The sequence below is a fragment of the Streptomyces sp. NPDC001443 genome (assembly GCF_053597355.1).
This window is the reverse complement of sequence record NZ_JBSFIA010000001.1, coordinates 511,699-532,327: the sequence shown is the minus strand read 5'-3', so window position 1 is coordinate 532,327 and position 20,629 is coordinate 511,699. Positions and strand designations below refer to the sequence as shown.

Annotated in this window: 19 protein-coding genes and 2 pseudogenes; 10 read left to right on the top strand and 11 right to left on the bottom strand. The window is 73.0% G+C overall.

Annotation, left to right across the window (positions count from 1 at the left end):
- Positions 1 to 25: 25 nt before the first annotated feature.
- Both ACWC24_RS02255 and ACWC24_RS02250 read right to left on the bottom strand, forming a co-directional pair.
- Positions 26 to 1,381: a deoxyguanosinetriphosphate triphosphohydrolase gene (locus ACWC24_RS02255; RefSeq protein WP_450660910.1), complete on the bottom strand. Its 1,356-nt coding sequence runs from the start codon at positions 1,379 to 1,381 to the stop codon at positions 26 to 28.
- 301 nt (positions 1,382 to 1,682) lie between these two features.
- Complete coding sequence (locus tag ACWC24_RS02250; RefSeq protein WP_450660909.1) at positions 1,683 to 2,132, bottom strand: SRPBCC family protein; 450 nt, start codon at positions 2,130 to 2,132, stop codon at positions 1,683 to 1,685.
- A 134-nt stretch (positions 2,133 to 2,266) separates the two neighbouring features.
- Here ACWC24_RS02250 and ACWC24_RS02245 point away from each other — a divergent pair.
- Positions 2,267 to 2,491, top strand: a pseudogene (locus ACWC24_RS02245) (XRE family transcriptional regulator); the annotation flags it as partial.
- 210 nt (positions 2,492 to 2,701) lie between these two features.
- On the opposite strand, the gene ACWC24_RS02240 reads toward ACWC24_RS02245, so the two are convergent.
- Entirely contained in the window at positions 2,702 to 3,589 is an 888-nt protein-coding gene (locus tag ACWC24_RS02240) for a sirohydrochlorin chelatase (RefSeq protein WP_450661046.1), read from the bottom strand.
- Positions 3,590 to 3,964: 375 nt separating this feature from the next.
- Here ACWC24_RS02240 and ACWC24_RS02235 point away from each other — a divergent pair, with 375 nt between their 5' ends.
- A complete protein-coding gene (locus tag ACWC24_RS02235) occupies positions 3,965 to 4,651 on the top strand; it encodes a SanA/YdcF family protein (RefSeq protein WP_450660908.1) in 687 nt (228 codons plus the stop codon).
- Between the two features lie 39 nt (positions 4,652 to 4,690).
- Here the strand turns inward: ACWC24_RS02235 and ACWC24_RS02230 are convergent, their stop codons facing one another.
- Positions 4,691 to 5,113, bottom strand: coding sequence for a gamma-glutamylcyclotransferase family protein (locus ACWC24_RS02230; RefSeq protein WP_450660907.1), 423 nt, complete (start codon positions 5,111 to 5,113; stop codon positions 4,691 to 4,693).
- A gap of 175 nt (positions 5,114 to 5,288) precedes the next feature.
- Here ACWC24_RS02230 and ACWC24_RS02225 point away from each other — a divergent pair, with 175 nt between their 5' ends.
- The 3 genes from ACWC24_RS02225 (at position 5,289) to ACWC24_RS02215 (ending at position 8,540) form a co-directional block, all read left to right on the top strand.
- Positions 5,289 to 6,956 (top strand): M4 family metallopeptidase, encoded by a 1,668-nt coding sequence (locus ACWC24_RS02225; protein ID WP_450660906.1) that lies wholly within the window; start codon positions 5,289 to 5,291, stop codon positions 6,954 to 6,956.
- A gap of 315 nt (positions 6,957 to 7,271) precedes the next feature.
- Entirely contained in the window at positions 7,272 to 7,793 is a 522-nt protein-coding gene (locus tag ACWC24_RS02220) for a hypothetical protein (protein ID WP_450660905.1), read from the top strand.
- Between the two features lie 126 nt (positions 7,794 to 7,919).
- The gene (locus ACWC24_RS02215) at positions 7,920 to 8,540 is read left to right on the top strand and encodes a class F sortase (RefSeq protein ID WP_450660904.1); all 621 of its coding nucleotides are present in this window, start codon (positions 7,920 to 7,922) and stop codon (positions 8,538 to 8,540) included.
- Between the two features lie 103 nt (positions 8,541 to 8,643).
- Here ACWC24_RS02215 and cpt read toward each other — a convergent pair whose 3' ends face one another.
- The 3 genes from cpt to ACWC24_RS02200 form a co-directional block, all read right to left on the bottom strand.
- The gene (gene cpt / locus ACWC24_RS02210; RefSeq protein ID WP_450660903.1) at positions 8,644 to 9,177 is read right to left on the bottom strand and encodes a chloramphenicol phosphotransferase CPT; all 534 of its coding nucleotides are present in this window, start codon (positions 9,175 to 9,177) and stop codon (positions 8,644 to 8,646) included.
- A gap of 108 nt (positions 9,178 to 9,285) precedes the next feature.
- A complete protein-coding gene (locus ACWC24_RS02205; RefSeq protein WP_450660902.1) occupies positions 9,286 to 10,068 on the bottom strand; it encodes a sulfite exporter TauE/SafE family protein in 783 nt (260 codons plus the stop codon).
- Between the two features lie 188 nt (positions 10,069 to 10,256).
- Positions 10,257 to 10,460, bottom strand: a complete 204-nt coding sequence (locus ACWC24_RS02200; protein ID WP_450660901.1) for a hypothetical protein — start codon at positions 10,458 to 10,460, stop codon at positions 10,257 to 10,259.
- A 26-nt stretch (positions 10,461 to 10,486) separates the two neighbouring features.
- Here ACWC24_RS02200 and nirB point away from each other — a divergent pair, with 26 nt between their 5' ends.
- Together nirB and nirD are read left to right on the top strand one after the other, a co-directional pair.
- Positions 10,487 to 13,120: a nitrite reductase large subunit NirB gene (gene nirB, locus ACWC24_RS02195; RefSeq protein WP_450660900.1), complete on the top strand. Its 2,634-nt coding sequence runs from the start codon at positions 10,487 to 10,489 to the stop codon at positions 13,118 to 13,120.
- The gene (nirD, locus tag ACWC24_RS02190; protein ID WP_450660899.1) at positions 13,117 to 13,467 is read left to right on the top strand and encodes a nitrite reductase small subunit NirD; all 351 of its coding nucleotides are present in this window, start codon (positions 13,117 to 13,119) and stop codon (positions 13,465 to 13,467) included. The genes nirB and nirD overlap by 4 nt, the downstream gene beginning before the upstream one ends.
- Before the next feature lie 21 nt (positions 13,468 to 13,488).
- On the opposite strand, the gene ACWC24_RS02185 is transcribed toward nirD, so the two are convergent.
- Entirely contained in the window at positions 13,489 to 14,415 is a 927-nt protein-coding gene (locus ACWC24_RS02185; protein WP_450660898.1) for an oxidoreductase, read from the bottom strand.
- A 79-nt stretch (positions 14,416 to 14,494) separates the two neighbouring features.
- Positions 14,495 to 15,382 (bottom strand): serine hydrolase, encoded by an 888-nt coding sequence (locus ACWC24_RS02180; protein ID WP_450660897.1) that lies wholly within the window; start codon positions 15,380 to 15,382, stop codon positions 14,495 to 14,497.
- Positions 15,383 to 15,695: 313 nt separating this feature from the next.
- Between ACWC24_RS02180 and ACWC24_RS02175 the strand changes: the two genes are divergently transcribed.
- A complete protein-coding gene (locus ACWC24_RS02175; RefSeq protein ID WP_450660896.1) occupies positions 15,696 to 16,151 on the top strand; it encodes an excalibur calcium-binding domain-containing protein in 456 nt (151 codons plus the stop codon).
- 105 nt (positions 16,152 to 16,256) lie between these two features.
- Here ACWC24_RS02175 and ACWC24_RS02170 read toward each other — a convergent pair whose 3' ends face one another.
- Both ACWC24_RS02170 and ACWC24_RS02165 read right to left on the bottom strand, forming a co-directional pair.
- Positions 16,257 to 17,369 (bottom strand): PP2C family protein-serine/threonine phosphatase, encoded by a 1,113-nt coding sequence (locus tag ACWC24_RS02170; RefSeq protein ID WP_450660895.1) that lies wholly within the window; start codon positions 17,367 to 17,369, stop codon positions 16,257 to 16,259.
- A 236-nt stretch (positions 17,370 to 17,605) separates the two neighbouring features.
- Positions 17,606 to 17,851 carry a tyrosine-type recombinase/integrase gene (locus ACWC24_RS02165; protein ID WP_450660894.1) on the bottom strand — a complete coding sequence of 82 codons (246 nt, stop codon included), beginning with the start codon at positions 17,849 to 17,851 and terminating at the stop codon, positions 17,606 to 17,608.
- Between the two features lie 661 nt (positions 17,852 to 18,512).
- Between ACWC24_RS02165 and ACWC24_RS02160 the strand changes: the two genes are divergently transcribed.
- Together ACWC24_RS02160 and ACWC24_RS02155 are read left to right on the top strand one after the other, a co-directional pair.
- Positions 18,513 to 19,166 (top strand): hypothetical protein, encoded by a 654-nt coding sequence (locus tag ACWC24_RS02160; RefSeq protein ID WP_450660893.1) that lies wholly within the window; start codon positions 18,513 to 18,515, stop codon positions 19,164 to 19,166.
- A 736-nt stretch (positions 19,167 to 19,902) separates the two neighbouring features.
- A pseudogene (locus tag ACWC24_RS02155) lies at positions 19,903 to 20,539 on the top strand (transposase); the annotation flags it as partial.
- Positions 20,540 to 20,629 lie beyond the last annotated feature (90 nt).

Sequence of the window (20,629 nt, the reverse complement as noted above, 5' to 3'; positions counted from 1 at the left end):
CTTCCGCCTCAGGAGTGAACTGTGCTCACGCCCCGGGCCGGGCCGTCAGCCAGGCGTGCAGCGAGCGGGCCGAGGCGTCGGTCAGGGACGCGATCTGGTCGACGATCACCCGTTTGCGCGCGCGGTCGTCGCCCGCCTGGTCGAACAGCGCCCGGAACCGGGGGTCCAGTCCGTCCGGGGCGCGGGCGGTGAGCGCCTCGGCCAGTTCGGCGACCACGATCCGCTGGTCGGCCCTGAGCAGTTCCTGCTCGGCGCGCTGCATCACATAGCGGTCGGCGACCGCCTTGAGGACGGCGCACTCCATCCGCACCTCGCGGGGGACGACGAGCTCGGCACCGTAGCGGGTGAGGCGTCCGCCGCCGTACGCGCTGCGGGTGGCGCCCTCGGCGGCCAGGCAGAAGCGGCCGATGAGCTGGCTGGTGGCGTCCTTCAGGCGGGCCTGGGCGACCGCCGAGCCGTCGTACCCGTGCGGCCACCACTCCTGGCCCTGGAGCCGGTCCAGGGCCTCGGCGAGCTCGGCGGGGTCGGTGTCCGCGGGCACGTACCGCCCTACGGCGACCGCGAAGACCTCCCGGCGCTCGGGTTCGGACCGCAGCCGGGCCGGGTCGATGTGGCCGGCGTGCAGACCGTCCTCCACGTCGTGCACCGAGTAGGCCACGTCGTCCGACCAGTCCATGACCTGGGCCTCGAAGCAGGCACGGCCGGCGGGGGCGTCCTTGCGGACCCAGTCGAAGACCGGCCGGTCGTCCTCGTAGACGCCGAACTTCGGGGAGGCGGGGGCGGTCGGATGGGCGCCGCGCGGCCAGGGGTACTTGGTGGCCGCGTCGAGCACGGCGCGGGTGAGGTTGAGGCCTACGCTGACGAGGTCGCCGAGGTCGCCGCCCGCGGCGGCGCCGCCCGGTGCCGCCGGGTCCCGGACGAAGCGCTTGGGCTCGATGCGGGTGAGGAGCCTGAGCGACTGGGCGTTGCCCTCGAAGCCGCCGCAGTCGGCCGCGAACTCGTTCAGCGCCTGTTCGCCGTTGTGCCCGAAGGGCGGGTGGCCGAGGTCGTGGGAGAGACAGGCCGCCTCGACGAGGTCGGGGTCGCAGCCGAGGGCGGCACCGAGCTCTCGGCCGACCTGGGCGCACTCCAGGGAGTGGGTGAGCCGGGTGCGGGGGCTGGCGTCCCACACCTGGCCGCGGGTGCCCGGGGTGACGACCTGGGTCTTGCCGGCCAGACGGCGCAGCGCCGCGGAGTGCAGCACGCGCGCGCGGTCGCGCTGGAAGGCGGTGCGGCCCGCGCGTTTGTCGGGCTCGACGGACCAGCGCTCGACGGCCTGCCCGTCGTATCCGGCGGGCAGTGCGCTGTCCTCGTACGCCTGGGGCGGTGCGGTGCCTTCCATGCCACGACAGTAAGCGCAGGCAGTGACAATCGGGACGTCCGCACCCGTCGCCGGGCAGGTCGGAAGCCGCCCGCCCACCGCTCACCGGGCCCGATCAGCCGAACAGGCCCACACCTGCCCAGGCTCTCCCTCGCAGCCGACAGGCCTCCTCGGGCCCTGACCGTCCCCGGAACCTGGCCGGGGATCGATCCGGTGTGCGCACCGAGGTGCCTGACCCGGTCCAGGCTGTGTACGGGACTCCCGGGTGATCCGCCGCGATGCCCGGGCGGACCCTGGCCGAACGCGCGCTGCGGCGTGGGCATCACCGAGCCGGCCCGCACTCCTCGGCGTAGCGGGCCAGCCCTTCCGCCATGCCCTGCATGAACTTCTGGAGGTAGCGCGGCATGACCCAGCGCAGCAGCCGGCTCGTCTCGTACTCGCCGTACCAGTGGATGACCGTGCCTGAGCCCGCTGCCGGCTTCAGCTCGATGCGCGCGTGATAGTTGTGCATCGACGAGTTGAAGGCGTCTTCGTAGCCCAGGAGGCGTCGCTCGACCTTCTCGGTCAGCCGCTCCCCGGTCACGGTGCGTCCCGTGCGGAAAGCCCGGACGGCGCCGACGCCGTCGTCGCCGCCGGGGTCGAGGCCGACCGACCGTGTCGTGTCCAGACTGTCCACCTTGGACCACAGCGGCCAGCTTGCGGCGTCGACCAGCAGCTTCCAGACGATGTCCGGCGAGGCGCCGGTGGTCACTGTGACGTCGTATGTGTGCACGGTAGAGGGCTCCTGTGAGTGGATGCGGGCTGCGTCCCCGGCCGAAAAGACCCGGTGGACGCGGTAGCGGTCGGCCAGGCACACGTTGATCCGAGAGGGCGAGAACCACCCTCGACTTCCCCTGCAATCACGGTCTCTACGCCACGAGGGGAAGGGCACGGCCGCGGCTCCTGGTCGGCGAGCGCGACCTGACACTGCCGCCCGGTGAGGCAGCCGAGTTCGACACGTCCCTGCCTCACCGGCCGGGCAGCGCCGACGGCGGCGTGGTCGAGCTTCCCGTCCTGTTCGGCCTGCAAGAGGTGCGTGCGCGCATACGCACCGAGTCTCACCGACCGCCGCAGGCCGGGAGCTTGCGGTGAACTCAGCGAGAGATTCTGTACGCGCGTCGGTGACGCAGGCCTTCGCGAGGAAGACGACCAGGCCGTGGTCGCTGTAGACCACGCCCGGGGATCTCGCGCCGAGCAGCCGGCCACGGCGATCGACAACGGGCCGCGGCCTCCCGGTGTTGCGCTCGGCTCTGGCCCGCAGGCCGGTCAGGCCGCGCACCGCCGTCGAGCCGTGCCCCGGCTTCAGGCCGAGATCCGTGCCGGAGGCGTGGCCGGGTTCGCGGGCGCGGCAGGGGTGGTGCCCTCGGTCGTGGGTGCGGGTGCGGCCGCGTCGGCCGCGACCGTCTCCCCGGCCGCCCGTGCCTGGTCGTAGCGGTGCAGGACCAGGCGGGCCATCGCCGGGTGGGCGCCGAGGGGGGCGGAGGCGAGCCAGGGGGCGGCCTCGGCGCTCTGGGCGGCGAACCGGCCGGGCGCGGTGAAGTACCCGGCCACCGCGACCCGGTGACGGCCGCGCCCGGCCAGCGCGCGCACGGCGGTGCGGACGTCGGGCACGGCGGCGGAGGCGTACGCGGGGAGCACCGGGACACCGAGCCGTTCGGCGAGCTGCCGGGCCGTGGCACGGGTGTCGAGCGCCGACTGCGGGTCGCGGGATCCTGCCGCGGCCAGCACCACACCGCTCGCCCGGCGCTGCGCGTCGCTCATCCGGGTCCGCCAGCCGGCCTCGATCAGACGTTCGTACAGGGTCTCGACGAGCAGCGGGTGCGGGCCGAGCGGGGCCGCCACGCGCGTGCGCACCCGGGCGCCCGCCGCCGTCCGCGGGATGTCGTGCTTGACGTGGTGGCCGCGACCGAGGAGCAGCGGCACGAGCACGGCCTCGGGCACGTCGCGCGCGTCGAGGGCGGCGAGCGTGTCGGCGAGCAGGGGCTCGTTCAGCTCGATGTGGCCGAGGTGGACGGCCAGTCCGGGCCGCAGCTCGCGGACCCGGTCGAGGAGCGTGCGGATCGTGGCCAGGGCGCGCGGGTCGCGGCTGCCGTGGGCCACCAGGACGAGCGGGGGCGGGGCGGGGCGCCGCCTGCCGTCGAGGGCTACGAGGCTGAGCCGGCCGACGAGCTGGGCGCCGATCCGGTTCATCAGGTGCGCCGTGCTGTCCAGTGTCGCGCCGAGCGGCGGCGCGAACGCCGCCTGGTGCGACACCGGGTGGGCGCCGCCCGGCAGCGGGCTGCCGGGGCGGCGGTGGCCGGACCCGTCGGGGGGAGAGAGCGACACCGTCATGCACCGATCGTGACGGCAGGACGTTGCCTTCCCGTTGCATGGGGGTGACGGGTTTTTTCCATGGGTTCACGGCGAGGCGCCCGGGGTGTGTGAGGTACCGTGACCTGCGGCGACGGCATCGAACGTGAGTCCGCTCACACCGTGGGCGGCGAACCCGGACCCCGCGGTCCGCGTCCTTCATGGTCGAGAGCGGCCACGGCGCCCCGCCGCGGCCACCTGGGGAGGGACCGTCCGATGCGCCGACCGAAGCTGGGCCGACCTCGTCTGCCGCGCACCCGCGCGGGCCGGCGGCGCGCGGTGCAGGCCGTGATGGCCGGGTGCGTCCTCGCGCTGACCCCGATGACCTGGCTGTACGTCTCGACCGGCGACCGGCTGCGCACCACGGCCGACGTGCCCCGCACGGAGGTCGCGGTCGTCTTCGGCGCGGGCCTGTGGGACGGCGAGCCGTCGCCGTACCTCGCGCACCGCCTCGACGCGGCGGCCACCCTCTACCGCGCCGGCCGGATCGAGGTCGTCCTGGTCACCGGCGACAACAGCCGCGAGGACTACGACGAGCCGGACGCGATGCGCGCCTACCTGACGAAGCACGGCGTGCCCGACGCGCGGATCGTCAGCGACTACGCGGGCTTCGACACCTGGGACTCCTGCGTCCGCGCCAGGAAGATCTTCGGCGTGGACCGGGCGGTGCTGATCAGCCAGGGCTTCCACATCCGGCGTGCGGTCGCGCTGTGCGAGGCGGCGGGGGTGCGCTCGTACGGCATCGGTGTCGACGCCAAGCACGACGCGACCTGGTACTACGGCGGCACCCGGGAGGTCTTCGCGGCGGGCAAGGCCGCGCTGGACGCACTGTTCGAGCCGGACCCGCACTTCCTCGGCCCCAAGGAACCGGGGGTACGACGGGCACTGACCGCCGCCCGGTGACCCGGAGCGCCGGCCGGTGACCCGGCACCGCCGGCCGGGTCAGCGATGCGCCCGCCAGTCGCCGCCCTCGACGATCCTGCCGCCCGCCCGCAGCCGCTCGGCGACCGCCGGCCCTGCGACGTACACCCAGGCGCGCACGGCCGCGCCGTCGGCGTCCCGGCCCACCTCGCGCTCGACGCGCAGGTAGAGGCTGCGCGGATCGCCGGGCACGTACTCCTCCAGCCGGTCCAGCTCGGCCAGCAGTTCGTCGTACGCGTCCACCGGCACGGTGACCAGTTCCCCGCGCACCCCGCCGCCCCCGGGCTCCTCCACGGCGTACGGGTAGCCGGGTCCGTCGTACAGCACCGCGCCCGCGAGCCGGGCCGGGTGCGCGGAACGGGTCCGGCCGCGCAGGTAGGCGTCGTGATATCGCCCACCGGGCCGGAGCGTCCCGTAGACGAAGAAGGGAAGTCGCTCCCGCACGCTCACTCGGTCTCCCGCCTGTACAGCCACGCCGTCGCAGCGTTGCAGAAACGATTCTCAGCCCTCACATCTCCTCCCGATAGGGCTATGGACATGACATGTCATGCCCCCTTAAATCTTGCGGAGCACATCCAGCGCCCCCCACGCGCCCGATGGCGCCTTTCCGAGGAGACCGATGAGTCGGACACGGCAGCACGTCAGCTCGGTTCGCAGGTCCCACCGTCTCGCCGCCGCAGGCGTGGTCGCCACCACCGCCACCCTGCTGGCCGCCGCGCTCTCCCCCGCCGCCGACGCGGCCGACAGACCGACCAGGGCCACCGCGCTCCGCAACGCCGCGGCGGTCGTCGCCGACCGGGCGGACGCCCTCGGCCTGACCTCCGTCCAGCACACCCGGGTCCGCGACGTGATCGTCGACAAGGACGGTGCGCAACACATCCGCTACGACCGCACCTACCGCGAACTCCCGGTCCTGGGAGGCGACTTCGTGGTCCACCTGACCCCGGACGGGTCGTACCGCAGCACGGACCGGGCGACCCGGGGCACCCTCGACCTGCCCTCGATCACCCCCGCCCTGTCCGCCCCGAAGGCCGCCGACGCCGCGGCGAACGCGCTGCGCGCCGCCCGCCCCGGCCAGACGCTGCGCAAGGTCACGGCCAAGCCGCAACTGGTCGTCGACGCGCTGCACGGCAGCCCGCGGCTCGCCTGGCGCACCGACGCGGTCGCCCTCGACCCGCAGGGCAACCCGGTGGCCCGCACGGTGCTGACCGACGCCCGCACCGGCGCCCGGATCGACGCCTGGGACAGCATCGAGACGGCGACGGGCGACGGGCAGTCGCTGTACGGCGGCACGGTGCCGCTGGAGACCACGCCGTCGGGGTCGTCGGGATCGGCGTACCAGCTCAAGGACGCGACCCGCGGCAACACGTACACGGGCGACGCCGCCAACAAGACCGACCTGTGCATCTTCGGCATCTGCATCAGCCGCGCCCCGTCGACGGTCTTCACGGACGCCGACAACCACTGGGGCACGGGGGCGACTTCCGACCGCGCCTCGGCCGCGGTGGACGCCCAGTACGGCACGAACACGACCTGGGACTACTACAAGAACGTCCACGGCCGCAACGGCATCGCCGGTGACGGCAAGGGCTCGTACAACCGCGTCCACTACGGCAGCAACTACAACAACGCCTTCTGGGACGACAGTTGCTTCTGCATGACGTACGGCGACGGTGACGGGACGACGTTCGGCCCGCTGGTCGCACTGGACGTGGCGGGCCACGAGATGTCGCACGGCGTCACGTCCAAGACGGCCGCGCTGACCTACTCCGGCGAGCCGGGCGGCCTGAACGAGGCGACCTCCGACATCCTCGGCACCCTGGTGGAGTGGTACGCGAACAACGCCTCGGACCCGGGCGACTACCTGATCGGCGAGGAGATCGTCCGGCCCGGCTTCGGCAAGGCCGCCCTGCGCTTCATGGACCAGCCCTCGAAGGACGGCAGCTCCGCGGACTGCTGGAGCTCCTCGGTCGGCAACCTCGACGTGCACTACTCCTCGGGCGTCGCCAACCACTTCGCGTACCTCCTCGCGGAGGGCAGCGGCGCGAGGACCGTCAACGGCGTCAGCTACAACTCGCCCACCTGCAACGGCTCGACGGTCACCGGCATCGGCCACGACAAGCTGGGCGCGATCTGGTACCGGGCGCTGACGGTCTACATGACCTCGTCGACGAAGTACGCGGGCGCCCGCACGGCGACCCTGAACGCGGCGAAGGACCTCTACGGCGCGAGCAGCCCGGAGTACGCGGCGGTGGCCGCGGCCTGGAGCGCGGTGGGCGTGAGCTGACCCGGGCGTCGAACGCGGCGGAGGCCGGTGCCCTCGGGGCGCCGGCCTCCGCCCCGCCCCACCCGTTCATCCCTCCGCCGTACACCCTGCGCGGTTATTCCTGCGCGCGCCCTCGAACGCCCGTGACCTGCTGAAACAGCAACCGGCGGCGCTCCGCTCCGGGCTTCGCGACACCCGTTCACCGTAATTCTGACGCTCCATCAGAAAGCGGCCGGGGGCCGCTGCCACTTACCTCGGAGGTGCGGGGCACGACCGACGCAGCGGCACCGGAGGGTGTCGCGGGCCGTCGCCCCTCCACGAGCCGAGGGAGCACCGATGCGACGTACCGCCCGTCTGCTGGCCGGCACCGCGCTCGCCGTCGTCGCCGCCGGCGGGGTCGCCGCGCCCGCCTACGGCGGTGCCACCGGCAGCCTGGAGGTGTACCCGTCCACCACGGTGCCGGGCGAGCAGGTCACGGTGAACACCGCGGCCTGCGGGAAGGGCGGTTCGGCCGCGGGGGACGCCAGCGCGGTGGGTGCCGGGCGGTTCACCCTGGCGCCCAGCACCCACGAGGACGACGCGATCGGGCAGTTCCGGGTGCCGCCGAGCGCGCAGCCGGGGACGTACGAGATCGTCGCGGCGTGCGCCGAGGGCGGCCGGCAGGTCACGGGCGACCTGCACGTCACCCTGACCGCCCTGTCCGGGCAGGTGCAACCGAGAGGAAGCGTGAAGACGGGGGTCGGCGGCGTGTTCGGCCCCGACCCCGTGCAGACCGCGGCAGGCGTGACGGCTCTCGCCGTGGCCGCCGCGGGCGGTACCTGGCTCCTGCATCGCCGGGCGAGAGGCGACGGGATCTGACGGACACCCTCCGCTGTCCGTCCGCCGGTACCGCATGTCCCCTCCCCCTCCGGGTCCGACGCCCCTCGCGGCCCGGAGGGGGCACGGGGGCCGACTTCCCAGGGAGGCCGAGAAGAGGAGGCAGGCATGCCCAGGGTCGGGAACACCGCCATAGCCACCGTCAGCGTCGTCGCGCTCTGCTCGGGCGTGCTGCTGCTGCGCGATCCGATCGGCATCCATGCCCCGCCGCAGCCCTCCGCCGCGCAGGCGCACGCCGACCCCGGCGGCGAACGCGCCGCCGCCCCCGCGCTGCCGCCGTCCCCGCCCGACCGCATCCGCATACCGTCGATACGCGTGAACGCCCCGCTGACGGGACTCGGCCTGACGAGCACCGGCAGCCTCGACGTCCCGCCCGCCGGGAACAAGAACCTCGCCGGCTGGTACGAGGCGGGCACCACCCCGGGCGAGACCGGCACCGCGATCGTGGCGGGCCACGTCGACAACACCGAAGGACCCGCCGTCTTCTACGACCTCGGCGCCCTGCGCAAGGGCAGCGCCGTCGAGGTGGACCGGCGCGACGGCAGCGTCGCGCTCTTCACGGTCGACACGGTCGAGGTCTACGAGGCGAAGAACTTCCCCGACCAGAAGGTCTACGGGGCCTCGAAACGCCCCGAGCTGCGGGTGATCACCTGCGGCGGCGGCTACTCGCGCAGCACCGGGTACCAGGGGAACGTGGTCGTCTTCGCCCATCTCACCGACAGCCGCTGAGCCCCGACGCCGCCGTGCCCGGCCGGCGCCCGGCCTGTGCCCGGCTCCACGGCGCCCCGCTCGGCCACCGCCGGGCGTCCCTCGTACGCCTCGTCCGGCGCGCTCAGCGCACCCGTGCGGCGATGGTCCGCGCGCACGCCAGGGACTCGGCGCGGGTGGTGTCCACCTCCAGGTCGTAGACCACGCCCCGGTGCACGGGTTCCGCCTGGGACGCGGCCATGCCCGGGGCCCGGTCCCCCCGGGCCGTCTCGCGGCCCGCGGCGACCTCGGCGGCGCAGCGGACGCCGACCCACAGCACGTCCAGCCCGTCGAGGGCCTCGCGCCACCGGTCCTGGGAGGCGGCCGCGCCGAGGAAGACGTCGTCGACGACGACCCGGGCGCCCGCCCGTGCCGTCGCGGCGATCCCCGCCATCCAGGCCGCCTCCAGCTCCCGGAACCGCGGCCCGATGTCCACCCCGCCGTCCGGCGCGAAGTCGATCCCGGCGTCCGACGCCCTCAGGGACGCGGGCAGCGCGTCGACCAGCACGTCGATCCCGAAGGCCAGCCACGGCTGCGGCAGGACGGCCTGGAGGCACCGGGCGATCCCGGTCTTGCCCGAGCTGGAACCGCCGTTCAGCACGATCACTTGGGTGGTCATCGGGTCACCGTAGGAAACCCCCGACCGGACCGGCAACGGATTTCGGCGCGGCCCACCGACGGCGGCGGCCACCCGCGTCCGTCAAGCCGGTGTGGCGGTCTCCGCCCGTCAGGCCACCCACTGCGCGTACGCCAGGTTCGCCACCAGCGCCAGCACGACCGTCAGCAGCACGACCCGGACGAAGCCGCTGCCCTTCTTCAGGGCCGTGCGGGCGCCGAGGGTGCCGCCTGCCAGGTTGAAGACGGCCATGAGCGCGGCCAACTGCCACAGCACCGTGCCCTGCCAGGCGAACATCGCGAGGGCGCCCGCGTTGGTGCAGCAGTTGACGATCTTCGCGGTGGCGGAGGCCGTCACCAGGTCGAGGTGCAGTACGGCGGTGAGGGCGAGCACCAGGAACGTACCGGTGCCGGGGCCGATGAACCCGTCGTAGAAGCCGATGCCCAGGCCCGCCAGGCCGATCGCGGCGAGGACGCGACGGCGGCCGACCGGACCGGGCGCCGGGGCGGTGCCGAAGGCGGGGCGCAGGATCACGAAGGCCGCGACACCGAGCAGCACCACCATGATCACCGGCTTGAGGACCTCGGTGCTCATCCCGGCCGCGAAGAACGCCCCGGCCGACGACCCGGCGAGCGCGGCCAGACCGATGCGTACGGCCAGGCGTACGTCCAGCGGGGTCCTGCGGGCGTACGTCACCGCCGCCGCGGACGTGCCGACGATCGCGACCGCCTTGTTGGTGCCGAGCGCGTACGCCGCCGGGGTGTTCCCCGGCAGTCCGAGCAGCAGGGTCGGCAGCAGCAGGAGCCCGCCCCCGCCCACCACCGCGTCGATCCAGCCGGCCGCGAGGGCGGCGAGGCAGAGGAGGGCGAGCGTGGTCAGCGGTATGTCGGGCATGACCGCGACCTTAAGGCACGGACGGGTGCACCCCTCACGGACCTCGGTGTACCCCTCACGGACGTCGGTGCGCCCTTCGCGGACCTGGGTGCGCCCTTCGCGGACCTGGGTGTCCGCCGAGCCCCCGCTCGCCGCTCACCGCGCCGCCCGCCCACCTCTCACCGGGCTGCCGGTCCGCCCGCGAACCCTCACACCCCGGGCCGTGCCCCGCTGAGGGCAGCGTTCCTCTCGGGAAACAGAGGTGATGCGGTCGGGAAACACCGGCCCCGCACGCTGCTGACACAGCCTCGGATCAGCCGCCGCTGTCCCACCTGCTTCACCTGCTTCACCTGCTTCACCTGCTTCACCTGCTTCACCTGCTTCACCTGCTTCACCTGCTTCACCTGCTTCACCTGCTCCCCAACGATGGAGGCTCCTGATGTCCACGACCGCAAGTGTCGGGGGCCGGTCCCGCCCCACGATCGTGCTCGTCGGCCACGGCATGGTCGGCCAGCGTTTCCTCGAAGCGCTCGCCGACCGCGGCCTGACCGCCACGCACCGGGTGGTCGTGCTGTGCGAGGAGCCGCGCCCGGCGTACGACCGGGTCGCGCTGACCTCGTACTTCTCGGGGCGCACCGCCGAGGACCTCTCCCTGACCGACCCGGGGTTCATCGACGAGCACGGGATCGAGCTGTACGTCGGCGACCCGGCGGAGAGGGTCGACCGCGCGGCCCGCACGGTGACGGCCCGCTCCGGGCTCGTCGTCGGCTACGACGTCCTGGTGCTGGCCACCGGCTCGTACCCGTTCGTGCCGCCGGTTCCCCACAAGGACGCCGAGGGCTGCTTCGTCTACCGCACGATCGAGGACCTGCTCGCCATCGAGGAGTACGCCCGGACGAGGGCGACGACGGGTGCCGTGGTCGGCGGCGGGCTGCTGGGACTGGAGGCGGCGGGCGCCCTGAAGGGCCTCGGACTCACCAGCCACATCGTGGAGTTCGCGCCGCGCCTGATGCCCGTGCAGGTCGACGAGGGCGGCGGCGCCGCGCTGCTGCGCACCATCGAGGAGATGGGCCTGTCCGTCCACACCGGGGTGGGCACGCAGGAGATCATGGTCGGCGAGGACGGCGCGGTCACCGGCATGAAACTGTCCGACGGCTCCGAACTCGCCACCGACCTGGTGGTGTTCTCCGCCGGTGTCCGCCCCCGCGACCAACTGGCCCGCGACTGCGGGCTGACGGTCGGCGAGCGCGGCGGCGTCGCGGTCGACGAGCGCTGCCGTACGGTCGGCGACCCGTACGTGTTCGCGATCGGCGAGTGCGCGCTGGCGGCGGACGGCCGGGTGTACGGCCTGGTCGCCCCCGGCTACGAGCAGGCGGAGACGGCGGCCGCCGCGATCGCCGCCGACGCCGGGGCTGTCGGTGAGTCCGGGCAGCCGTCGTTCACCGGTGCCGACCTGTCCACCAAGCTGAAGCTGCTCGGCGTGGACGTGGCCTCCTTCGGCGACGCGCACGGCACCGCCGCCGACTGTCTGGACGTCGTCTACTCGGACGCCCGGGCGGGCCTGTACAAGAAGCTGGTCGTCGGCCGGGACGGCACGCTGCTGGGCGGCATCCTGGTCGGCGACGCGGAGGCGTACGGCACCCTGCGCGCGTTCACCGGTTCCGTCCCGCCCGTCGCCCCCGAGCAGCTCGTGCTGCCCGCCGGCGCCGGGGGCCCCGTCCAGCTCGGCCCGTCCGCGCTGCCGGACGAGGCGGTCGTCTGCTCCTGCCACAACGTCACCAAGGGCAGCATCCGCGGCGCGGTCACCGAGCACTCGTGCACGACCGTGCCCGAGGTGAAGAAGTGCACCAAGGCCGGTACCGGCTGCGGCAGTTGCGTGAAGGTGCTGAGCCAGCTCGTCACCGCCGAGCTGGAGGCCAACGGCGTCGAGGTCGACAAGGGCCTGTGCGGCTGCTTCGCCCAGTCCCGCGAGGAGCTCTACGAGATCGTCCTCGCCCTGCGCGTCACCTCCTACCGGGACCTGCTGGACCGCCACGGCCGCGAGGACGCCCGGGGCGGCGACGGCTGCGAGATCTGCAAGCCCACGGTCGGCTCGATCATCGCCTCCCTCGCCCCGACGATCGGCGCGCACGGCTACGTCCTGGACGGCGAGCAGGCGGCCCTCCAGGACACCAACGACCATTTCCTCGCCAACCTCCAGAGGAACGGCTCGTATTCGATCGTGCCGCGCATCCCGGGCGGCGAGATCACCCCCGAGAAGCTCATCGTGATCGGCGAGGTGGCCCGCGACTTCGGGCTCTACACGAAGATCACCGGCGGTCAGCGCATCGACATGTTCGGCGCCCGCGTCGAGCAACTCCCGTTGATCTGGGCGCGGCTGGTGGACGCCGGCTTCGAGTCGGGGCACGCGTACGGGAAGTCGCTGCGCACGGTCAAGTCCTGCGTGGGGCAGACCTGGTGCCGTTACGGGGTCCAGGACTCGGTCCGGATGGCGATCGACCTGGAGCTGCGCTACCGCGGCCTGAGGTCGCCGCACAAGCTCAAGTCGGCGGTGTCGGGCTGCGCCCGCGAGTGCGCGGAGGCCCAGTCGAAGGACTTCGGCATCATCGCCACCTCCAACGGCTGGAACCTGTACGTCGGCGGCAACGGCGGCGCCACCCCGCGCCACGCGGACCTGCTCGCCCAGGACCTGTCCGACGCCGAACTGGTGCGGCTGATCGACCGTTTCCTGATGTTCTACATCCGCACCGCGGACCGGCTGGAGCGCACCTCGACCTGGCTGGAGCGGATCCCGGGCGGCCTGGACCACGTCCGGGACGTGGTGGTGGAGGACTCCCTCGGCATCTGCGAGGAGCTGGAGTCGCTGATGTCCGCGCACGTCTCCGCCTACCGCGACGAGTGGGCCGAGACCATCGAAGACCCCGAGAAGCTCAGCCGGTTCGTGTCGTTCGTCAACGCGCCCGACACCCCCGACCCGGTCGTCGGCTTCGTCCCCGAACGCGACCAGATCAAGCCCGACCTGCCGCTGCTGACCATCGGCACGCGCCCCCTGGAAGGAAGTGCCCCGCGATGACCCTGGCACCCGAGACGACCGCCCTGAAGGTCCGGCTGCGCCTGGCGGACTCCTGGTTCGCGGTCTGCGACCTGACCACGCTGGCCCCCGGCCGGGGCCTGGCCGCGCTGCTGCCCGACGGCCGCCAGGTCGCGCTGTTCCGCGACCGGTCCGGAGCGCTGTACGGCATCGACAACCGCGACCCGTTCAGCGGCGCGGCCGTCCTCTCCCGCGGGCTGACCGGCACCCACCGGGGCCGCCCGTTCGTCGCCTCCCCCCTGCTCAAACAGCGCTTCGACCTGCTGACCGGACAGTGCCTGGACGACGAGACCGTACGGGTGGCGACGTACGAGGTACAGGCCGCCTGAGGCACCGGCCCGGGCCGTCCGTCAGGGCTCGAGCCCCTCGTACGTCACCCCCGTGAGCTCCTCGGACGCGCTCCACAGGCGCTCGCTCACCCGGTCGTCGCGGGTCCAGGGGGTTCGGCGCGACGGCGCGGGCGCCCCGCGCCACATCGCGAAGGACGGGCCGGTGAAGGAGTCGGGGCGCACGCCGGGGGCGGTGGCGGCGTACAGGCTGGGCAGGGCACCCATCTCGGCCGGCTGGGCGACGATCCGGTTGCCGAGCTCCATCAGCCGCTCGGCGCCCCGGCGTCCCGCCGCGCGCGGACCTGCGGTCTGGAGGTTGGTGGCCGCGTACCCGGGGTGGGCGGCCGCGGCGACCGTGTCCGCGCCGGCCGCCTCCAGCCTGCGCGCCAGTTCGTGGGTGAACAGCAGGTTGGCGGTCTTGGACCGGCCGTAGGCGATCCAACGCCGGTACTTGCGCTCGCTGTTGAGGTCGTCGATGTCGATGTTCGCGAGCACGTGCATCATGCTGGAGACGGTCACGACCCGGGCGCCGGGGGTGGCGAGCAGCGCGGGCAGCAGCAGTCCCGTGAGGGCGAAGTGCCCGAGGTGGTTGACCCCGAACTGCGTCTCGAACCCGTCGGCCGTCGTCCCGTACGGCAGCGCCATCACCCCGGCGTTGTTCACGAGCAGATCGAGCCGGTCGTACGGGAGGCGCGCCGCGAACTCCCGTACGGACGCCAGGTCGCCGAGGTCCAGCCGGGCGAACTCCACCTCGGCGCCCGGCACTTCGGCGCCGATCCGGTCCACCGCCGCACGCCCCCGCGGCTCGCTCCGGCAGGCCACGACCACCCGCGAGCCGTGACGGGCCAGTTCGCGCGCGGTGACATACCCGAGCCCGCTGTTGGCTCCGGTGACGACGGCGTTGCGACCGCTCAGGTCGGGGATGTCGTGCGCGCTCCAGCCGGACATGACGTCTTCCCTCCGCGGGTGTGCATGGATCTCCACCCTAGGTCGGCCCGCGGAGGGCGGCTCGGCAGGGTGGGCCCGGTCAGGCGGCGGCGGGCGTGTTCAGGTCCCGGTTGACGACCCGGGCGGCGGCTTCGAGGGTGGCGACGCCGTCGGCCATCGTCGGGCTGCCGTCGGAGAGCACGGCCATCGCGTAGTCGTGGCCGCCGCCGGTGAAGGCGCCGACGCTGTTCACCCGCCAGCCGTCGGTGGCGTCCGGCAGCCAGCCGTTCTTGACGTGCACCGTCGCCGTCGCGGGCGCCCCGGCCGGGGCGCCCCAGCGCTGCTCGGGAATCACCTGGCCCATCAGGCGCAGCGCGTAGGCACGGGCGCCGCTGTCGAGGACCGCGTTGTCCGAGGTGAGCAGCCGGAGCAGGGTCAGCTGGTCGGCGGCCGTGATCTGCGTGCGCCCCCAGTGGCCGTTCGGCGCGGGCACGGTGTCCCGCATGCCGGCCAGGGTCAGGAAGCGCTGGACGCCGGCGGTCCCGATCTGGTGCCACAGGGCGTTGGTCGCGTCGTTGTCCGACCTGGTGATCATCTTGGTGGTCAGCTCCACCTCGCGGGACGTCAGGGCGCGGTGCTCGTCCGCCGTCTGCCGCAGCAAGGCTCCGAGCACGGTGACCTTGACCACGCTCGCCGAGTCGAAGGCCGCGTGGGCCCGGAAGGTGCACGAGGTCCCGGTGGTGCGGTCGTACAGGGCGAGCGCGGCGGAGCCCTGGCGTCCGCGGAGCGCGGCGGCGAGGTCCTGCGACAGCCGGTCCGCCAGCCCCGGCCGCTGCGAGGTGCAGGTCACGGGCGAGCCGCCGACGGACGCGCCGCGCGTGCTCGCCTGCGCCGGGGTGGCGGTGGCGAGTGCGGCGAGGGCCGTCCCGGCGGTCATGGCCGCGGCCAGTCCCCGCCGGGCGCGGCGGGATATGCGCGATGCGGGCATGGAGGTTCCGTCCTGCTCGGTGTCTGCGGTCGCGGCGGCAGCGCGCACGGAGTCGGCGAGGGCTGCGCGGAACGCGGGGACCGCGGGGAACGACGCCGACGCTACAGGGAAGAAGAGGGCCACTTTGACCAACAGATAGCGCTATGTCCGCTTTATGCACATTTCCTGATCTGTGACATTTATCAACGAATCAGCCCTTGCCGCGCCCTGCGACCCACCGGCCCCGTTCGTCACGAAAACGCCATTCCGCCACCACGGGCGGGAACCCGGCATTACGGTCATGCACGCATCCGGCACACCTTGGGGGACCGTCATGACCAACCCGTACGCCACTCCGCCCGCGCCCCGCTGGGCGCGCAAGCGCTACCTGCTCCCGGCGCTCGGCCTGGCCCTGTTCGTCGGCATCGGCATCGGCGGCCAGGACACGACGGGCGCCGACGCGAAGCCTGCGGCGGCCCGCCCGGCGGTCACCGTCACCACCACCGCGACCGCGACCGCGACGCCCGAACCGGCCGCCACCGTGACCACCACGAGCACCGTCGAGGTCACCCGCACCGTGACGGCCGAACCGGCGGCGGACACCGGCGTCGACGACGGCAGCGTCGGCGGAAGCAGTGGCGGAAACGGCAGCGGAAGCGGTGGCGGCGGAAGTGCCTACTACGCCAACTGCACCGCGGCCCGAGCCGCCGGAGCGGCCCCGCTGCACGCCGGCGACCCCGGCTACGACTCCCACCTCGACCGCGACGGCGACGGCGTCGCCTGCGAATGACCGCGGGCCGAGAGGGGGGCGGGTCGCATGGATACCCCGGGCGTCGTCATCGTCCGCCTGCGCAGCGCCTCCTGACGGTCCGCCTGCGGAGCCGGCGGTCCGGGTTCACAGGCGCACGATGACCAGGGCGGTGTCGTCGGTGGCATCCCCGGGCGGGAGCAGGTCGCCGAGCACCGCGTCGGCGAGGCTCTCGCAGTCGTCCGCGTGATGGCGGGACAGGGAATCGGCGAGCCGGGCGAGGCCGACGTCGATGTCCTCGCGGCGACGCTCGATCAGACCGTCGGTGTAGAGGACGAGGACGTCGCCCTCGTGGAAGGCCGCGGCAGCCTGGGGCCGGGGGACGTGTCGAGGACGGGCGGCCAGCGGGGGGTCGGTGGCCCGGTCCAGGAACTCGACGGTCCCGTCCGCCGGGGCGAGGGCCGGTGGGAGGTGACCGGCGCTGCTGTAGGTGATGGTGTGGGTGTCCCAGTCGACGAACACCGTGGCCACGGTGGTGTTCTCGGCGCCGTCGACGGTCCGGGCGTACAGCCCCAGAACTTCCAGGGCACGGGCGGGGCCGTCGAGGACCAGGCAGGCGGCGCTGAGGGCACTGCGCAGCTGCCCCATGACGCCGGCCGCGGCCAGGCCGTGGCCGACGACGTCGCCGACGACGACGGCCATGCGGTCGCCCGGCCGGTCGATGAGGTCGTACCAGTCGCCGGCCACGTTCAGCGCCGCGGCGGCGGGCCGGTAGCGCACGGCCGCACGGTGGCGGCCGACCGGACGGGGAGCGGGCAGCATGGCCTTCTGCAGGGACAGCGCGACTTCGCGGGCGCGGATGAACTCGGTGACCTCCTCCACCCGGTGCAGCAGCAGGGCCACCCGCCCGTCCGGACCGAAGACGGGAATGTTGATCTGGGTCCAGTACCGGTCGTTCAGCGCCCCGGGCCGTTCGGGGTTCTCCTCGGTGTGCCGCAGCGCCATGGTGTCGCGCTCACCGGTTCGCGCCGTCCGGAGCAGCGACGCCTGGACCTTGGACGTGAGGGCCGCGACAGGGGCGTCCGGATCGTCGCGGAAGTCGTCGGGGAGGTAGTTGCCGATGACCTGCTCGCGGGTGAGGCCCACCGTGCGCAGGAACGCGTCGTTGGCGTCCACGTAGATAAGCTGCGGGGTCAGCAGTGCCACCGCTCCGGGAAGGGCCTGGAACACCGCCGCGTAGTCGATCTCTGGTTCCGCCACGTCTTTCCCGCCTCGACGTCGCCACTGGGCACAGACAGCACCCCAGACCAGGATGTGTCCGCCCGGCGGCCCCCGCATCCGGGACCACGGCACTCGGGAGCGGGAAGCGCGTACCTCACGGCCGCGGTCCCGCCGCGGAGGGCCGGAACACCCGAAGGGGCGGCATCCCCTCACAGGGTGCAAGACCAATCCCCTGACCAGGGGACTCGGGGTCTGCCGCACCTCACAGGGCACTCTCAGGGCACATCACCCAGCGCGGACTCCATCATGTCGGCGGTCCGGGCGTCCTCCGCCTCCCACAGGTGGGTGCAGACGTTCAGCGTGATCGACGGCTTGGCGTGGCCAAGCCTCATCTGCACCTGCTTCGGCGTCGCCCCGTTCTTGATCAGGACCGAGGCGTAGAAGTGCCGCAGATCGTGAAACGTCGTGTCCTCGGGGACCCGGACCTTGGTGCCCGAAGTCGCATGGCGAACGAGTCTCACGCCCGGAGCATACGGACGCTACACACGCCCGTTCGAGGAACAAGCGCGAGCTGGACGGCAAGCCCACCCTGTGGCGACGTGGGGATGCGGGATGCCTACCACTCCCAGGCTCCAGCTGACCGCCCACTCGGACGCACCGCAGCGGGTGTTCGGGTGAGAAGCACGACGCCCCACCCGCGAAGGGTGGGGCGAAGGCGAACATCTCCGGGGCTACAACCACCTCCAAGGGAGACGTCGGCGAACTCACCCGTGTCCATTGCCGGTTACTCGACCATGGCTTCCTCAGCGGGCGGCTACTCTGCCGGTGCCTCAGCAGCCGGCTCCTCAGCGGCCGGTGCCTCAGCAGCCGGCTCCTCGGCGGCCGGCTCTTCGGCGGCCGGTGCCTCGGCAGCCGGCTCTTCGGCGGCCGGCTGCTCGGCCGGCTGCTCTGCGGGCTGCTCTGCGGGCTGCTGCTCGGCCGGCTGCTCGGCGGCCGGCTGCTCGGCGGCCAGTTGCCCAGGCGCGGGCGCCGGAGCCGGGGCAGGAGCCGGAGCCGGAGCGGGCGCCGGAGCCGGAGCAGGCGCCGGAGCCGGAGCAGGCGCCGGAGCAGGCGCCGGAGCCGGGGCAGGCGCAGGCGCAGGAGCCGGAGCCGGAGCAGGAGCAGGAGCCGGAGCAGGCGCAGGTGCCGGGGCAGGAGCAGGAGCCGGAGCAGGCGCAGGTGCCGGGGCAGGCGCAGGCGCAGGCGCCGGGGCAGGCGCCGGTGCCGGGGCAGGCGCAGGCGCAGGCGCCGGGGCAGGCGCCGGAGCCGGGGCAGGCGCAGGCGCCGGAGCCGGAGCCGGAGCAGGAGCCGGAGCCGGGGCAGGAGCCGGAGCAGGAGCCGGAGCCGGGGCAGGAGCCGGGGCAGGCGCAGGCGCAGGAGCCGGAGCAGGCGCAGGAGCCGGAGCCGGAGCAGGCGCCGGAGCAGGCGCCGGAGCAGGCGCCGGAGCCGGAGCAGGCGCCGGAGCCGGGGCAGGCGCAGGAGCAGGCGCAGGAGCAGGCGCCGGAGCAGGAGCCGGAGCAGGCGCCGGAGCAGGCGCCGGAGCAGGCGCCGGAGCCGGGGCAGGCGCCGGAGCAGGAGCCGGAGCAGGCGCCGGAGCCGGGGCAGGCGCCGGAGCAGGAGCCGGAGCAGGCGCAGGCGCAGGAGCCGGAGCCGGGGCCGGAGCCGGAGCAGGCGCAGGCGCCGGAGCCGGGGCACTGCTACTACTACTGCTGCTACTACTACTGCTGCTACTGCTGCTACTGCTGCTACTGCTGCTGCTACTACTACTACTGCTACTGCTACTCGGCACGACTATGATGCGCGTCAGCCGCTGAACTCTGGCGCCTGGTTGCTGAACTACGATGACCCTTTTCGGTGTCGCTGCCCCGCACACAAGGCGGCCTTGCGCAGTGCGAACAACGACAAAACCTCGTTTGCAAACCAGGTCGGGTGCCGCGCTCGACGATTCCGCCGTAGCCTTCGTTGTCTGAGACGCCGCCTCGGCGCTCGTCACACCCACCGCTCCAGCGAGCAGTACAGCGGTGCAAGACGCGCCGACGATGTGCAGGATTCGTCTCCGGATACTCGTCGCCATGAAATCTCCTTTTCAAACGCTGGAGGCAGGGTCACCTCCAGCAGTGTGGGAGGTCCGCCGCAACCGTGGCGTTGATCCAGCATGGCTCTTGCGTGACGCTCGATTTGACAATGCCGGCGACATGCTGAAGGGCACGCTTCGCGACGGACTTTTAGGCACGCAAGCTCCTACCAGTCTGCGTGCTATCTCCGCCATGTGCACGCTGAAACGCTGGTCAGACACGCGGATGCTACTGCTACTGGCGAAGCGTTCCGGGCGCGCCTGACCGCGAATCGGAGCAGTCGGCCCATATGCGGGCGCGTCCGCCGTGCCGAAGGGCTGCCGAGCTGTTCAAGGAACACAGCGTGGCGGCGATCGGGGAAAAGTTGACGCTTCACCAGCTGCGGCACTCTGTGCTGACCCATGCAACGGAGGACGGCGTGATCACCCGCCGGTCCAGCTCAACCTCCGCGGCCTCCAAGGACCTTCGGCCACCACCCACTGATGGGCTTCGTCGACCACGCGACTGGCGGGTCGGACGAGCCGGTGGCCGCTCTGCTCAGGCCCCGGGAACGCGGGCAGCAACACCGCCGCCGATCACATCGCCGCCACCCGACCGGCTCTGACCCAGCTACCCAAGTCCTATCGGCGCAGGCGTCGGACGCTGATCCGCACCGACTCCGCGGGCGGCACCCACGAGTTCGTCTCCTGGCTCACGAAAAGTGGCCGGTGGCTGCCGTATTCGGTCGGCATGACCATCACCGACGCAATCCACCAGGTCGTACTCAAGGCGCCGCCCGCGGCATGGACGCCGGCTGTCGAGCCCGACGGAGAGATCCGCGATGGAGCCTGGGTCGCCGAACTCGCCGGCAACATGCTCGACGGCTGACTGAAGGGCATGCCGCTGATCGTCGGCAAGGAACGACCCCACCCCGGCGCCCAGTTGACAATCACGGATGTCGACGGCATGCGGACCACGGGCTTCGCCACCGACACCACCGGCTGACCCATGGCCGAGCACGAACTCCGCCACCCCCTGCGGGCGCGGGCCGAGGACAGCATCCGAGCTGCCCGCGCGACCGGAGCCGTGGAACCCGGCGCCCACCCGACGCGACAGCCGGGCCATCGGCCCACTCGCGATCAGCCCGAACAATCGAAACGGCCCGCCAGAGAAACCAACGGTCCGTCACGAAAGTTCGAGGCCAAG